We start from the raw sequence: 15,364 nt of genomic DNA, 5'->3' as shown, positions 1-15,364 counted from the left end.
CCATCACAGCCCGAGGCACTCCCGAATATCCAGCATGCTGCGCCGGAGCCACGTCTTCACCGTGTTGACGGGCGCGGCGAATTTCTCCGCCAATTGCTCGCGGCTCCAGCCGTTGTAATAGGCGAGAAGCACGAGCCTCTGACGGTCCGGCTCGAGCCGGCCAATACATTCCAGGAGCCGCTTCAGCTCCTCGGTCATCTCGCGGCGCGCCAGCGGATCGGGACTTTCGGCCGCGACCTCCATCGCCTGAGGCTCTTCCTCGATGGAGACTTCCGACTTCTTGCGCACGATGTCGATTGCACGGTTGCGCGCGATCGAGGCCATCCACGTGATCGGCGACGACAAGGCCGAATTGAACTGGCCGGCACTGTTCCAGATCTTGACGTAGGTCTCCTGGATGACCTCCTCTGCGAGATCCTGTCGGCGCAAGATACGGAGCACGACGCCATAGAGTTTCGCGCGCGTGGCGGCGTAGAGGCGCTCGAACGCGGCCTGATCGCCCTTCGCCACCGCCTCGATCAACTCGACCAGCTCCGCTGGCGTCAGCATTCAGCCCCCCAAACGCGCGGTGCCGTCTTCGCCATCACCTCGCCCCGACGGGACGAGGTCGATTTGCGCAGCAAACCGGGTGAGGGGGCTCGGGGCTAACGGGAGACCGGAACCCCTCACTCCGCGCTCCGCGCCGACCTCTCCCAAGGGAGAGGTGGACGCCGCCGTCGCTGGCACAGCATTCATCGCGGTCACCATAGCGCGGGGCAAAGCCGACCACCAAGGGGCGCGGTGCCCCGCTGTGGACAGCACATACGAAAACCCGGACCTTGCGGGTCCGGGTTTGGCAAATTCCAACGTGGTCTGGCTGCCGGGCGGCTCAGGCTACCGCGCCGATACGGGCCCGCATCAGGCCGATGCTGTCGAGGTCGGCCTGCTCACGGGCGTTTTCCTCGGCGCGCTCGCGGGCCTGGTCGCGCTCGTCGAGGAGCTCGACCTTCTTCAACTCTTCGAAAGCCTCGGCCAGTGCGGCCTTGGCTTCGTCGAGCTGGCCCTTCAGCTCATCGGCTGAACGGGTCAGGTTCTCGCGGCGCTGGATCGCGGCCTTGGCATAGGTCGGATAGGCGAAGTGCGAGGGATCGTTGATCCCGGCACGCTCCTGCTCGGTCTGGATCTCGCGTTCGAGATCGACCGACATCCGCTGGAAATCGGCGATCATGGTCTCGATCTGGGTGACCCGGCGGCGCTTCTCGTCGACCTGAAACTTTTTCAGGCGGATAAGCGTATCTCGTGACTTCATCGACTCGTACTCCCCAGAAGTCCCCCCGCTGCACGTGGGACGGCACCGGTCGCCCCACAGGCCCGATTGAGGCCAAGACCGGCTCTGCTACTCTGTGGGGACGGATGATGACCTGACAAAGTTAGCGTTCCGTTTCCAAATTGCCGAGGATCTGCGCCAATTGGCGGTAGCCGTCCGCCAGGGATGCATTCTCGTCCTTGCGCTGGCGCAGGAAGGCCTCCAGCGGCTCGTGCAGCCGGATCGCCTCGTCGACCTCGGGGCTGGAGCCGGCGCGGTAGGCGCCGAGCCGGATCAATTCCTCCATGTCGGCGTAGGTCGCCATCACCTGGCGTGCCCGCTGGATGACGGGCCAGAACTGCGGATCCGCCGATTTCGGCATGGTGCGCGAGACGGATTTGAGGATGTTGATCGCGGGGTAACGGCCGCGCTCGGCGATCGAGCGCTGCATCACGATGTGGCCGTCGAGGATGCCGCGGACCGCATCCGCGATCGGCTCATTATGGTCGTCGCCGTCGACCAGCACCGTGAAGATCGCGGTGATGGCGCCCTCCCCGAGGCCCGGCCCGGCCCGCTCCAGGAGCTTCGGCAACTCGGTGAAGACGGTCGGCGTATAGCCCTTGGCGGTCGGCGGCTCGCCGGCGGACAGGCCGATCTCGCGCTGGGCCATGGCAAAGCGCGTCACCGAGTCCATCAGGCAGAGCACGTCCTTGTCCTCGTCGCGAAAATATTCGGCGACCGCGAGCGTCAGATAGGCTGCCTGGCGGCGCATCAGCGCGGGCTCGTCGGAGGTGGCGACCACCACGACCGAACGCGCGAGGCCCTCCTCGCCGAGATCGTCCTGCAGGAATTCCTGCACCTCGCGCCCGCGTTCGCCGATCAGCCCGATGACGCTGACGGCGGCATCGACGTTGCGCGCGAGCATCGAGAGCAGCACCGACTTGCCGACGCCAGACCCCGCGAAGATGCCCATGCGCTGGCCGCGGCAGCAGGTGAGAAAGGTGTTCATCGCGCGCACGCCGAGATCGAGCGGCGCGCCGACGCGCCGACGCGAATGCGCCGGCGGCGGCGTGTTGCGGAACGGCATCGGCGAAGAGCCCTGCGGCAGCGGCCCCTTGCCGTCGATCGGCTCGCCCAGCGCGTTGACGACGCGGCCGAGCCAGGCTGCGGACGGCCGCACCTGATTGGCGGCATTGGCAATGACCGCCTTGCAGCCGCGGCGCACGCCGTCGAGGCCGGCGAACGGCATCACGACGGCATTGTTGCCGGAGAAGCCGATCACTTCGCAGGGAATGGTACGGTTGGCGCCGGTCTCGATCACGAGCCGTGCGCCGACCGACATGGCGTGAATCGGACCGGCCACCTCGACCATCAGGCCGCGGACGCCGACCACGCGGCCGTAAATATTCACGCCGTCAATGTCGCCGATCTGTTCGGCAAGAGCCTTCATCGGGAGCGCGCCTTCATGTGAGGACCTTCATGGTGGTCGCCTTCTTCACGGTGAAAGCCTTAAGTTTCGCCACATTTCTGAACGGCGCTTAACCTCGTGTTTACCCGCATCATTAATCATTGCGTCACTGTCTTTGTGACTGAGCGTGACTCCCCTTCAGAAGAAGGCTGAGTCGCGGGAGTCGGTTAGGCCCGTCTCTTAAAGTGGAGATTGAACAGAATCGGGTAACGAAAGCTGCTTCATACGCAAGACCTTAGGGCGATTCGGCAAAAATTGCACCGTGGGGACTTGCGTTCCAGAATCAGAGTTTGTTAACCATCTGTCGTCAGGATCCGAATCAGTTGTTCAAAGGCGTTTTGTTGAGTGCCGCGAATGCGGCCGACCTGACGCCCAGGAGCGGCGACTATGGGGAACTGGCATGCGCGTTTTGCTGATTGAAGATGACAGCGCCGTCGCGCAGTCGATCGAGCTGATGCTGAAGTCGGAGAGCTTCAACGTCTACACGACCGATTTGGGGGAAGAAGGCGTCGATCTCGGTAAACTATACGATTACGACATTATTCTCCTCGACCTCAATCTGCCCGACATGTCCGGCTACGACGTGCTCAAGCAGCTCCGGGTCTCCAAAATCAAGACACCGATTCTGATCCTCTCCGGCCTTGCCGGCATCGAGGACAAGGTCAAGGGTCTCGGCGTCGGCGCCGACGACTACATGACCAAGCCCTTCCACAAGGACGAACTGGTGGCCCGCATCCACGCGATCGTGCGCCGCTCCAAGGGCCATGCCCAGTCGGTCATCCAGACCGGCGACCTCGTCGTCAACCTCGACACCAAGACGGTGGAAGTCGGCGGCCAGCGCGTGCATCTGACCGGCAAGGAATACCAGATGCTGGAGCTGCTTTCGCTCCGCAAGGGCACGACCCTCACCAAGGAAATGTTCCTCAACCACCTCTATGGCGGCATGGACGAGCCCGAGCTGAAGATCATCGACGTCTTCATCTGCAAGCTGCGCAAGAAGCTCGCCAACGCCTCCGAAGGCCGCAACTTCATCGAGACCGTATGGGGCCGCGGCTATGTGCTGCGCGAGCCGCACGAGCACGAAGAGCGCATTCCCGCCTGATCTCCTGGGTTACGTCGCGAGCCTCGGGGCTCGCTCCTCCCAGCCTGGACCCCGCCGCGAATGGCGGGGTTTTTGTTTTTGGGGACGTCTTCTCCGTTTCCCGCTTGCGGAAGAGGTACGGCAACCGCTGCTGATACGACTTCATCCCTCACTAACGTTTGAACCACTACCCTTCTCCTGCCGACGAACCCCGTGGGTCGGTCAAAATCCCCCGGGTATGGTCACTTGAAACTCCCCCACCTGATGATCGCCGTCAGCGCCGCTGAACAGCAGTAGCCGGTCAGGCAGGACGTTTATGTTCGACCCCTTTAGCCAGCAAGGGGCCGGGGAGTTGAACGTCTTGAAGCGACATCTGCAAAGCACCGTACTTACATTACTTGAGAGCTGGCCCCGGTTGTTTGGACAGCGCCCCGCTGGATTTAAGTGGATTCCTGCCGGGTTATGCTGAACGCGGGGCTTTACGGTTTTGTCGTTGCGTCGGGAGGGCGTAGCCCGACCAGAGCGACGACAAAACCGTCGGCGACGGTCATGCGGCCATCACCATAGCTTGCGTGCCGAAGTAAGCCTCGTCGGGCGTGCGCCCGTCAAGGCTCGAGTGAGGGCGTCCCTGATTGTAGAAGGCCAGATACTTGGCAATTGACGCTCGCGCCTCGGACACGCTGTCGTAGGCGCGGAGATATACTTCTTCGTATTTGACCGTGCGCCAGAGCCGCTCGACAAACACGTTGTCGCGCCAGGCGCCCTTGCCGTCCATGCTGATGGCGATCTTCGCGTCCAGCAGCACATCGGTGAACTCGAGGCTGGTGAACTGGCTGCCCTGATCCGTGTTGAAAATCTCGGGCCTGCCGTGCTTCGCCAACGCCTCCTGGACCGCTTCGACGCAGAAGGCCGCCTCCATTGTGATCGAGACGCGATGGGCCAGGACCCGTCGGCTGAACACATCGACGACCGCCGCGAGATAGACGAAGCCACGCCGCATCGGAATGTAGGTGATGTCCATTGCCCACGCATGGTCGGGCCGCTCGATCTTCAATCCGCGCAACAGGTACGGGTAGATCTTGTGACCCGGAGCCGGCTTGCTCGTGTTCGGGCGACGATAGACCGCCTCGATCCCCATGCGCTTCATCAGCGTCGCGATGTGGCGGCGACCGGCGTATACGCCCTCTCCCGCCGCAGCAACGATCGCAGCATACGCGCTCCCGCGAAGGGATAATCGAGATGCAGCTCATCGAGCCGACGCATCAAGGCAAGGTCCTCGGCCGAAACTGGCCGAGGTTCATAGTAGACCGTGCTGCGAGCCAGCTTCAGGACCTTCGCCTGGCGCACGATAGAAAGATCATGATCGCGGTCGATCATCGCTTTGCGCTCAGCAGGCCCGCCTTGGTGATCGCGCCGGACAAAAAATCGTTTTCCAACGCCAGCTCGCCGATCTTGGCATGTAACGCCTTCAAATCGACCGGCGTCTCGGCCGATGTCTTGTCATGCCCAAACACGCCGGCGGCGCCTTCCAGGAGCTGGTTTTTCCAGATCGTGATCTGGTTCGGATGAACATCAAACAGTTGCGCCAGCTCCGCCAGTGTCTTGTCGCCTTTGACCGCAGCCAAAGCAACCTTCGCCTTGAATGCCGGAGAATGCGTCCGGCGGCTCTTCTTCGTCATCTTCGCTCCTGATTCGCAGCAAGAATCCTCGCCGCTGTCAGGCAGAAAATCCACTCAAGCTACTGTCCGAATTTGCGGGGCCAGCTCTCTTGATCGCAACACCAGCCAGCGCGAGATTCACCGGCTGACGGGTGTCGATCGCAAGACGATCCGGCGTTATCAGGCGCTGCGGGCCGGTGCGGAGGCAAATTCCCCCGGGGAAGTGACCACCGGCTCGGTGAGCGCGGACGGCCAAATTCCTCCACCCCGACCACCGGCTTTTGGGACATCGGAAGCGACGGTCACCAGCAGCCTGGCCCGTTCGGCTTGCGAAGCGCATCGGACGTGGATCGAAGAACAGGTCCGGCTGAAGCGGAACGCGCAGGCGATTTACCAGGACCTGGTTGATCAATTTGGCTTTCCGTCCAGCTACCAGAGTGTCAAGCGGTTTGTGCGCCGGTTGCGGCACGCTGATCCTGAGCAGTTTGATCGTCTTGAGTTCCTCCCCGGCGAGGAAGCTCAGGTCGACTATGGCGAGGGCGCGCCGACGGTTGATCCGAAGAGCGGGCGGTACCGTCGTCCCCGCCTGTTCGTGATGACGCTACGCTACTCGCGGCGCAGCTTCCGGCGGGTAGTCTGGAAGTCCAGCCAACAAGTCTGGGCGCAGCTCCACGAAGAGGCGTTCCGGTATTTTGGCGGGGTCCCCAGCTATGTCGTGCTCGACAACCTGAAGGAAGGCGTCCTCAAGCCGGATTTGTACGAGCCCCAGCTCAACCCGATTTACAGCGCGATGCTGGCTCATTACGCCGTGGTCGCCGATCCCGTGCGCGTTTCGGGGGATCGTGAGCGCGGATTTCAGGGGATCGTGAGCAGAGATTTCAGACGATCGTGAGCAACGATTTCGCGGGATCGTGAGCAAGGCTTTCGGAGCCTTGCAGCGCTTCGGCCGACAACTCAACCGGCTTAGGGATGACCTCGTGGTTAACGAGGAAGTCCAATGCCTACCCAGAGATTGTCGATGCGCCGGATCAAGGAAGTCCTTCGGTTAAAACATTTTCAAGGCCTGCCAGAGCGGGCCATCGCGCGGAGCGTGGGCGTCAGCAACGGCGTTGTGCACAGCTACCTGAGCCGCGCCCGCTCTGCTGGGTTGAGCTGGCCGCTTCCGGAGGGAATGACCGATGAAGACCTGGAGCTTTTGCTTTTCCCGGCCCCACGACCAGCGTCTCAGAGCCCGCAGCGGCCGGTGCCCGACTGGAGCTACATCGATAAAGAGCTCCGCCGGCGCAACGTAACCCGTCGCCTGCTCTGGGAGGAGTATCGCGCCGTTAATCCCGACGGTTTCGGGTACACGTGGTTCTGCACTACCTACGAGGCCTGGAAGGGGCGGGTCCGACCTTCGATGCGGCAGATTCATCTGGGCGGCGAGAAGGTGTTCGTGGATTTCGCCGGCGACACCATCGACATCGTCGATCCCCTGACCGGGGAAGTGCAGCCGATGAAGCTGTTCGTCGCGGCGATGGGCGCTTCGAACTACACCTACGCCGAGGCCTGCCCCAGCGAGAGCTTGGCCGACTGGACCGGGCCCACGTCAACTTGTTCACGTTTTTGAGCGGAACGCCGACGTTCGTGGTCTGCGACAACCTCAAAGCCGCCGTCAGCAACCCCGACCGCTACGATCCCGGCCTCAATCGCACTTATGCCGAGATGGCGAGCCATTACGGCACGGCCATTCTCGCCGCACGGCCGCGGCGCCCAAAAGACAAGGCGAAGGTCGAGGTCGCGGTGCAAATCGCCCAGCGCTGGATTCTGGCCCGGCTGCGCAATCAGCGCTTCTTTTCCCGGGCCGAGCTCAACGCCGCCATCAAGACACTCGTCGACGAACTCAATGCTCGTCAAATGCGTGGCTTCGGCTCAAGCCGCGCCGAACTGTTTGCCGAACTCGACAAACCCAAGCTAACCCCGCTGCCAGATCAGCCTTATGCCTTCGCACGCTGGAAGCGCTGCCGCCTCGCTCCCGATTATCATGTCGAGGTCGACGGCCATTGGTACTCCGCGCCGTATCGTCTGATTGGCGAGCTGGTCGATGCCCGTATCGACGATCGGACGGTCGAGATCTTCCACAAGGGCCAGCGGATCGCCAGCCATGCCCGCGCGCCCAACCGACGCGGACACACCACCATCGCCGACCACATGCCCAGCGCCCATCGCCGCTACGGCAAATGGACCCCCGCCGCGGTGATCGCCGCCGGCGAGCGGATCGGTCCTTCGACAGCAGCGTTTTTCCAGGCCGTGATCGACGCCCGCCCCCATCCAGAACAAGGCTTTCGAACCTGCCTTGGCATTCTGGCGCTCGTCAAAAGCTACGGCGCCGAACGCCTCGACGCAGCCTGCCGGAGGGGCATCCTCATCAAGGCGCGCTCCGTCGCCTCGATTAGATCGATCCTCCAGAACGGCCTCGATCGCACGTTCTTCGACGAATCTTTCGAGCACCAGCCCCTGCGCCACGGCAACATCCGCGGACGCGACTACTTCCACTGAAGCAAGGAGAGACCCGGCATGCTTAACCACCCAACCCACGAACGGCTGATCGAGCTTGGCCTGACCGGAATGGCCAAGGCCTTCGAGGAGCAGCGCCGATCGCCCGATCTCGAAGCCCTGCCGTTCGAAGATCGCATCGGCCTGTTGGTCGACCGCGAAGCCGCCGAACGCGACACCAGGCGGCTCACCACGCGCCTCAAGATCGCCGCACTGCGCCAGACTGCTTGCGTCGAGGACGTCGATCTGCGCACCCCGCGGGGCATCGACCGCGCCGTTTTCGCCAAACTCGTCGAAGGTCGCTGGATCGATCGCCACGAGAATTTGCTCGTCACCGGGGCAACCGGCCTGGGCAAAAGTTGGTTAGCCTGCGCGCTCGGCCACAAGGCCTGCCGCGACAACCGATCAGTCCTCTATCATCGCGTTCCAAGGCTGTTCGAGGCGCTCGCGCTCGCGCGCGGAGACGGACGTTACGCCCGGCTCCTCAAAAGCCTCGGCCGCGCTCAGCTTCTGATTTTGGATGATTGGGGACTATCGGTGCTCACCGCCGCGGAACGCCGCGATCTGCTCGAAATCCTCGAGGACCGCCATGGCCGCGCATCCACCATCGTCACAAGTCAGCTCCCCGTGGACACCTGGCATGGAGCCATTGGGGACCCCACGGTCGCCGACGCCATTCTCGATCGCCTCGTCCACAACGCCCACCGCCTCCAGCTCACCGGAGAAAGCATGCGAAAACGCAGCGCCAAAACCATCACCCTTGACGGCCAACCAGAACACTGACTCTATCTCCCATCGGCCGTAGCGGGCTGCTCACGATCGTCTGAATTCAGTGCTCACGATCGCGCGAAATCGATGCTCACGATCCGTGAAATCCGCAATCCCGCGCGCGTGGCCGATCCAAATCGGAAAGGATGCGTCGAGAATGCGATTCAACATACCCAGGGCACTGCGCTGGCCGGACGGCGCTTCGAGACGCTGGAGGCGCAAAACGAGTTCTTGAGGCACTGGGAGGAGAACTGGGCTTCCAAACGCATCCACGGCAGCACGCGCCGTCAGGTCGAGGCGATGTTCCAGGAAGAGAAGCCGCACCTGCGGCCGCTGCCTGTCGCTCCCTTCCGCATCTTCACCGAAGTCGTCCGGACTGTCTGCGACGACACCACCGTACGCGTCGACAACAGCTATTACGCCGCGCGGCCCGCGCCGATCGGCAGCCAGGTCGTCGTGCGCATCTACACCACCACGATCGAGATCCGTGATCGCCACACCCGTGCGCTGCTGCGTGTTCATTCCCGGATGGCGCACCCCGGTTCTGTCGTCCTGCCGACCAGCGAACGGCCGTTCAACCCGTCGCGGCAAACCGCCGTGCTGCTGGCGAGCGCCGAGCGCATCGGACCGCAGACCAGGGCCTTGTGCCAGCAGGTGTTCGACACCGAAGGGCGCCCCGGACAGCGCGCGATGTGGGGCATTGTCGGGCTGGGCCGGAAGTATCCGGCGCGGCTGGTCGAGCAGGCCTGCGCGCACGCCATCGACAACCGCATCTACCGCTACAAGCACGTGCGTGCGACCGTCGAGCGGTTGTTCGAACAGGCGATCGAGCAGGTTGGAGTGACGCCACAGCCGGCATCGCCGCTCACCCAGGATCATCCGCTGATCCGTACCCCCGCGGAATACGGCGACCTCTTCAGCCGCGCTGTGCGGCGCGACGCCGACGACAATGGTCGGCAGGCCGAGGCTCACGACGATCACGCCACGGCAATCCGCGCTCGTGTCGCCTGCGCAACCCCGGCCAACTCCGGCGCCACGAGCGCTTCCGCTGCACCTTCTCACCTTAAACTGGAGACCTAGCCACATGATGACCATGCCGGAAATTGAGCGTTGCCTACGACAGCTGCGCCTGTCGGGTGTCCGCGACACGCTGCAGACGCGCGTGCTCCAGGCGCAGGGCGCCAACCAGCCCTTCCTCGAGACCTTCTCCCTTATCCTGCAGGATGAACTGGACCGTCGTCAGTCCCGTCTTATCGAGCGGCGATACCAGCAATCCGGGCTCGACGAAAAGCTGACGCTCGCCGAGTTCGACTGGTCCTTCAATCCCAAACTGCCACGTCAGACCTGCTTCCAGCTCCACACCCTGGCGTTCATTGCCGCTGGCGAGAACGCTCTGCTTGTTGGCAAACCTGGCACCGGGAAGTCGCACATCGCCAAGGCGATTGCCTATCAGGCGATCCTGCAAAGCCACAAGGTCCAGTATCTTGAGACCGACGACTTCTTCCACCGCTACGCCCTGAACTCTCCGGCACAACGCGAGGTCCGGCTGCGAACCATCATCGACTGCGATCTCCTCGTGCTGGACGATCTATTCCTCGCACGCGCCATCCCCGACGACGCCGGCACTTTGCTGCAGACCCTGATCCATCAGCGTTACAAACTGCGCCGCAGCGTCATCGTCACCTCCAATCGCGTCGTGCAGGATTGGGGGGCATACCTTGGGGACAACACTATGAGCACGACGATCCTCGATCGCCTTATGCATCATTGCCATCTGCTTGAGTTCGACGGACGCAGCTATCGGCTCAAAGAAGCCGCTGAAGCTCTTGCCCGGGAAACAAACTCAAACTAACAGTCCCTTGTCCTGCCTCGCGGGTGGAGGAATTTGACTGACCACACCCGGAGGAATTTGAAGTGACCCGCGGGGCGAATGGTCGCTGCACGATGGGGGAACGATGATCCTGCAATCACTCGCCGGCCTGCCTGCCTTCCTGGTCTATTTCTGCACCGGGCTGATCGCGATCGTGGCCTATCTGTTCGTCTACACCCGCATCACGGCGCATAACGAATTCCAGCTCATCCGCGACAACGAGCCGGCCGCAGCGATCGCGCTCGGGCTCAGCCTGCTCGGCTTCGTGGCGCCGCTGGTGAGCGCCATCGCGCATTCGGCCAACGTGCTGGACTGCCTGATCTGGGCGACGATCGCGCTGGTCGTGCAGGTCATCGTGTTCTATCTCGTCAAGGTTCCGGTGCCTGACCTGTCGAGGCGCATCGATGCCGGCGAGCTTGCCCCCGCGATCTGGCTCGGCCTGTCCTCGCTCGCCGCCGGCCTCCTCAACGCCGCCAGCATGATCTACTGACATGGCCGACAGACCTGCCAAAAAGGAGTTCGGCAAGCGCCGGCCGGTGGCCGAGACAGCGCCGCGGCCGCCGGTGAAGCGCTCGGGCCATGTCGCCCTCCTCGTGATGGGCACGATCGCGGTGGGCACCACCGCCTACACGCTGATGCCGCGGCAGACTTGCGAGCCTTCTCCCGGCGCCGTACCGGGCCAGACGACGACGACCTGCAGCAGCAGCAGTTCGTCAGGCGGCAGCAGCTCGCGCTGGTCGTCGCGATCGAGTTTCTTCAGCAGCGATTCCTCGAGCCATTCCTCGTCCGGAACGTCGTCCGACTCGGGCTCCCATAGCGTGAGCCGCGGCGGCTTCGGCTCTTTCGGCCATGGCTTTTCCGGCGGCGGCTGATCCATGCAGCGCATCGCCTGTCCCGAGCGTGACGACTGGCGGCAGACCGCGGCGCAATGCGGCTTCGTCTTCCACACCATCGACGGCGAACGCGAGCTATGGCGGAATCTGGGTGATGACGGTGTGAGGAAGGCGGCGTATCGAGGCGGGTGGACGAGCCTGCCAGAACCTCTCGAGGAGAGCGATACGCCATGACCGAGACTACCAATGTTCTTGCTTTCCGTCAGCCGTCCGCGGTTGATGATCCACTGACCGATATCGTTCGTGCCGGCGCGCGGGACCTGCTTGCCAGGGCGATCGAGATCGAGGTTGGCGCGTTTCTGGCCAGCACGGCCAATCTGACGCTGCCCGACGGTCGAGCGCGCCTGGTCCGACATGGGCACGGTCCGGTGCGCGAGATTGCGACCGGCATCGGTCCGGTGGAGGTCGCTCGTCCCAAGGTCCGCGACCGCGGAGCGAGCGGGCCAGGCGACCGCCTCCGCTTCAGTTCGGCAATCCTGCCGCTATGGGCGCGGCGGACGAAGAGCCTGGATGCCTTGATCCCGGTCCTCTATTTGCGCGGCATCTCGACCGGCGACTTCCAGGAGGCGCTCTCGGCGCTGCTCGGCAAGGATGCGCCGAACCTGTCGCCTTCGGTGATCGCCGGCCTGAAGGCCGATTGGCAGGTCGAGTACGAACGCTGGCAGAGACGCGATCTGTCGGCGCGTCGCTATGTCTACATCTGGGCCGATGGCGTGTACCTGCAGGCCCGCATGGAAGATCACAGCGAATGCATGCTGGTGCTGATTGGCACCACGCCGGAAGGCAAGAAGGAGCTGATCGGCTTCCAGGTCGGCGTGCGCGAGAGCGCGCAGAGCTGGCGCGAACTCCTGATCGACCTGCGGCAACGCGGGTTACGGATTGCCCCGCAACTCGCCATCGGCGACGGCGCCCTCGGCTTCTGGAAGGCACTGGACGAGGCCTTTCCCGGCACGCGGCACCAACGATGCTGGTGCCATAAAGTGAGCAACGTACTCGACAAGGTCGCCAAATCCGTGCAGGGCCCCATGAAGAACGACCTGCGGAACATCTATCTGGCCCCACACCGGGCCGAAGCTGAAACCGCGATCGACGTCTTCGTCGAGAAATACCACGTCAAATACGGACGTGCGGTGGAGTGCCTGATCAAGGATCGCCATGCGCTGCTCGCCTTCTTCGACTTCCCTGCTGAGCACTGGATCCACCTACGCAGCTCGAACCCGATCGAGAGCGTCTTCGCCACGGTGCGCCACCGAACGGTGCGGACCAAGGGATCGCTGTCGCAACAAACTGCGAAGCTGATGGTGTTCAAGCTCATCGACGCCGCATCGAAGACCTGGCGGCGATTGAAGAGCACGAACCAGTTGCCGAAAGTCATCGCCGGTGTAAAGTTCATCGACGGAATCGAAGTCATTCCGAACACTGAAAGCCACGCCGCCTGATCAGGCCGCGTCACCCAAAATCAGCCATAGCTCGGCGAACGCTATTGGGACGAGAGCGCCTATTACGGCCTCAGGCTCGACGAGATCGAGCGCGGTATCGAGACGCCGACCGGCGAGATCGACGCGATGTGCCTGGAGCTCGCCGGTCGCGTCATCGGCGACGAGCGCTACCTGCGGCGCCTGAAGATACCGGAAGCGTTCTGGAGCCTGATCGCCGAGAGCTGGGAGCGCGACGACCGCAGCCTTTACGGCCGGCTCGACCTGAAGTTCGACGGCAAGTCGCCGGCAAAGCTGCTCGAATACAACGCGGATACGCCGACCTCGATCTTCGAGGCCGCGGTGTTTCAATGGACCTGGCTTGAACAGGCGATCGAGCGGCGCATCATCCCATCGCGCGCCGATCAGTTCAACTCCATCCATGAGCGGCTGATCGCGGCGTGGAAGGAGATCGCGGCCGGCCACCACGTCCATCTCACCGGCATCACGGGCAACGAGGAAGACGCCGGCACGCTCGCTTATCTCGAAGACACCGCGCGCCAGGCCGGGCTCTCGACCAGGCTGCTCGACATCGAAGAGGTCGGCTGGCGCGACGAAGGCGGCGGCTTCGTGGATCTCGACGATGGCGACATCGCGCTGGCCTTCAAGCTCTATCCCTGGGAGTGGATGTTCCAGGACGCGTTCGGTGCAAAGCTCAAGGACGCAACCACGCGCTGGATCGAGCCGCCGTGGAAGGCGGTGCTCTCCAACAAGGGCATCTTGCCGCTGCTCTGGGAGATGTTTCCGAACCATCCCAATCTGCTGCCGGCCTTCTTCGAGGACGATCCGCGCGCCGCGGAGCTCGGAACGTCCTACGTCCGCAAGCCGCTGCTGTCGCGCGAAGGCGCCAACGTCACGCTGGTGTCCGGCGGAATGTCGCTCGACGAGCAGGCGGGTCCCTACGGCGCCGAAGGTTTCGTGCGCCAGGCATTGTCACCGCTTCCGAACTTTTCGGGCTTCTATCCGGTGGTGGGAAGCTGGCTGGTGAACCACGAGCCGTGCGGCCTCTCGATCCGCGAGGACGAAAGTCCGATCACGGGCAACCGCTCGCGGTTTCTGCCGCATGCGATCTTGTGAGATGCGCTCGCGACCTCGTCGGAACGGGACGCGAGCGCACATGCTGACCTAAAGCATGATCCGGAAAAGTGCGCAGCGGTTTTCCGAAAAGATCATGCTTAAACAACAACCTAGTACCCACTTTTCTTGGAACGTGAGTCGTGATTCAAGGTCGGGATGATACCCGAAGCAAGAGAAGTCCACCTTTCGAGGAAAGATCGCAAGGTGCTTGAGGCGTGCTGTCGCTCACCGGTGACGTTGCAGCGCGATTTGAAGCGGGCGCGGATAGTTCTGTTGGCGGCGGATGGGCGCAGCACCCGGTCGATCGCCAAGGAAGTTGGGGTCCAGCCGCGGATTGTCAGCCTTTGGCGGCATCGCTATGCCGACCATGGCCTTGAAGGGCTGCAAGACAAGCCGCGGCCTGGCAAGCAGCCGATCTATACGAAGACGACCGACAAGCGGATTCTGAAGCTGCTGGATAAGCCGCCACCGCAAGGGTTTGCGCGCTGGACCGGCCCCCTGCTGGCCGAGGCGCTGGGCGATGTCGATGTCCAATATGTCTGGCGGTTCCTGCGCAGCCACAAGATTGACCTGGTGGCTCGCAAGTCCTGGTGCGAGAGCAACGACCCGAACTTTACGGCCAAAGCCGCCGATGTTGTCGGCCTCTATGTCGCGCCGCCGGCGAAGGCCATTGTGCTGTGCGTGGACGAGAAGCCCTCGATCCAGGCTTTGGAGCGAGCGCAGGGTTATCTGAAGTTGCCCAATGGCCGCGCCTTGACCGGCCAAAGCCACGATTACAAGCGGCATGGCACCACAACATTGTTTGCGGCGCTCGAAGTCGCCACCGGAAAGATCATCGCGACCCATTCAAAACGCCGGCGCCGCGTCGAGTTTCTCGATTTCATGAACAGCGTCACCGCGGCTTTTCCGAACCGCAAGCTTCACGTCATCCTCGACAACCTCAACACCCATAAAAAGAACGAGGACTGGCTCAAGGCCCACCCCAACGTGCAATTTCATTTCACGCCGACAAGTGCGTCATGGCTCAATCAGGTCGAAGTATGGTTTTCCATCTTGCAGGGGCAGTCGCTCAGCGGCACCTCCTTCACGAGCCTCAAGCAGCTTCAGGAACACATCGATGCCTACGTCAACGCATACAACGACAGAGCCGAGCCCTTCGTCTGGACCAAGAAAAAGGTCCGTCAACGCCGTTTCAAAGGCCGCCGTATCACTCAGCTCTGATTCCGGGTACTAGAGCGCGATGACGATTCATCC

Annotated in this window: 12 protein-coding genes and 5 pseudogenes; 13 read left to right on the top strand and 4 right to left on the bottom strand. The window is 62.9% G+C overall.

The window, feature by feature from the left end:
- Positions 1 to 3 precede the first annotated feature (3 nt).
- The 3 genes from ABIF91_RS24495 to fliI form a co-directional block, all read right to left on the bottom strand.
- Positions 4 to 549: a sigma-70 family RNA polymerase sigma factor gene (locus tag ABIF91_RS24495; RefSeq protein ID WP_028181976.1), complete on the bottom strand. Its 546-nt coding sequence runs from the start codon at positions 547 to 549 to the stop codon at positions 4 to 6.
- Positions 550 to 868: 319 nt separating this feature from the next.
- A complete protein-coding gene (gene fliJ / locus ABIF91_RS24490) occupies positions 869 to 1,288 on the bottom strand; it encodes a flagellar export protein FliJ (RefSeq protein WP_011084990.1) in 420 nt (139 codons plus the stop codon).
- Between the two features lie 121 nt (positions 1,289 to 1,409).
- Positions 1,410 to 2,735: a flagellar protein export ATPase FliI gene (fliI, locus tag ABIF91_RS24485; protein WP_028181974.1), complete on the bottom strand. Its 1,326-nt coding sequence runs from the start codon at positions 2,733 to 2,735 to the stop codon at positions 1,410 to 1,412.
- A 418-nt stretch (positions 2,736 to 3,153) separates the two neighbouring features.
- Here fliI and ctrA point away from each other — a divergent pair, with 418 nt between their 5' ends.
- Both ctrA and ABIF91_RS24475 read left to right on the top strand, forming a co-directional pair.
- Positions 3,154 to 3,855: a response regulator transcription factor CtrA gene (gene ctrA, locus ABIF91_RS24480; protein ID WP_008138878.1), complete on the top strand. Its 702-nt coding sequence runs from the start codon at positions 3,154 to 3,156 to the stop codon at positions 3,853 to 3,855.
- Between the two features lie 295 nt (positions 3,856 to 4,150).
- Complete coding sequence (locus ABIF91_RS24475; protein ID WP_424579865.1) at positions 4,151 to 4,303, top strand: hypothetical protein; 153 nt, start codon at positions 4,151 to 4,153, stop codon at positions 4,301 to 4,303.
- Between the two features lie 78 nt (positions 4,304 to 4,381).
- Here the strand turns inward: ABIF91_RS24475 and ABIF91_RS24470 are convergent.
- Positions 4,382 to 5,513 (bottom strand): annotated as a pseudogene (locus ABIF91_RS24470) (IS3-like element ISRj2 family transposase).
- On the opposite strand from ABIF91_RS24470, the pseudogene istA (ABIF91_RS24465) reads away from it, so the two are divergent.
- The 11 genes and pseudogenes from istA (ABIF91_RS24465) to ABIF91_RS24415 form a co-directional block, all read left to right on the top strand.
- Positions 5,512 to 6,345: pseudogene (gene istA, locus ABIF91_RS24465) on the top strand (IS21 family transposase); the annotation flags it as partial. The pseudogenes ABIF91_RS24470 and istA (ABIF91_RS24465) sit on opposite strands and share 2 nt — an antisense overlap.
- A 144-nt stretch (positions 6,346 to 6,489) precedes the next feature.
- Positions 6,490 to 8,030, top strand: a pseudogene (gene istA / locus ABIF91_RS24460) (IS21-like element ISFK1 family transposase).
- 18 nt (positions 8,031 to 8,048) lie between these two features.
- Positions 8,049 to 8,810 carry an IS21-like element ISFK1 family helper ATPase IstB gene (gene istB, locus ABIF91_RS24455; protein ID WP_011090937.1) on the top strand — a complete coding sequence of 254 codons (762 nt, stop codon included), beginning with the start codon at positions 8,049 to 8,051 and terminating at the stop codon, positions 8,808 to 8,810.
- Positions 8,811 to 8,900: 90 nt separating this feature from the next.
- Positions 8,901 to 9,875 (top strand): annotated as a pseudogene (locus ABIF91_RS24450) (Mu transposase domain-containing protein); the annotation flags it as partial.
- Between the two features lie 4 nt (positions 9,876 to 9,879).
- Positions 9,880 to 10,647 carry an IS21-like element IS1631 family helper ATPase IstB gene (gene istB / locus ABIF91_RS24445; RefSeq protein ID WP_038952109.1) on the top strand — a complete coding sequence of 256 codons (768 nt, stop codon included), beginning with the start codon at positions 9,880 to 9,882 and terminating at the stop codon, positions 10,645 to 10,647.
- 103 nt (positions 10,648 to 10,750) lie between these two features.
- Positions 10,751 to 11,155, top strand: a complete 405-nt coding sequence (locus tag ABIF91_RS24440; protein WP_035680172.1) for a DUF350 domain-containing protein — start codon at positions 10,751 to 10,753, stop codon at positions 11,153 to 11,155.
- 1 nt (position 11,156) lies between these two features.
- Positions 11,157 to 11,537, top strand: a complete 381-nt coding sequence (locus ABIF91_RS24435; protein WP_081494880.1) for a hypothetical protein — start codon at positions 11,157 to 11,159, stop codon at positions 11,535 to 11,537.
- 3 nt (positions 11,538 to 11,540) lie between these two features.
- Positions 11,541 to 11,732 carry a hypothetical protein gene (locus ABIF91_RS24430; protein WP_284283091.1) on the top strand — a complete coding sequence of 64 codons (192 nt, stop codon included), beginning with the start codon at positions 11,541 to 11,543 and terminating at the stop codon, positions 11,730 to 11,732.
- On the top strand, positions 11,729 to 12,997 hold the full coding sequence (locus ABIF91_RS24425) for an IS256 family transposase (protein ID WP_038952271.1): 1,269 nt from the start codon (positions 11,729 to 11,731) through the stop codon (positions 12,995 to 12,997). Before ABIF91_RS24430 ends, ABIF91_RS24425 begins: the two co-directional genes overlap by 4 nt.
- A 33-nt stretch (positions 12,998 to 13,030) precedes the next feature.
- Positions 13,031 to 14,110, top strand: a pseudogene (locus ABIF91_RS24420) (glutathionylspermidine synthase family protein); the annotation flags it as partial.
- 156 nt (positions 14,111 to 14,266) lie between these two features.
- Complete coding sequence (locus ABIF91_RS24415; RefSeq protein ID WP_026192128.1) at positions 14,267 to 15,331, top strand: IS630-like element ISRj1 family transposase; 1,065 nt, start codon at positions 14,267 to 14,269, stop codon at positions 15,329 to 15,331.
- Positions 15,332 to 15,364 lie beyond the last annotated feature (33 nt).

It is taken from the genome of Bradyrhizobium sp. USDA 241 (genome assembly GCF_049739505.1).
Lineage (GTDB): Bacteria > Pseudomonadota > Alphaproteobacteria > Rhizobiales > Xanthobacteraceae > Bradyrhizobium > Bradyrhizobium liaoningense.
This window is presented reverse-complemented; position numbering and strand designations above follow the sequence as displayed.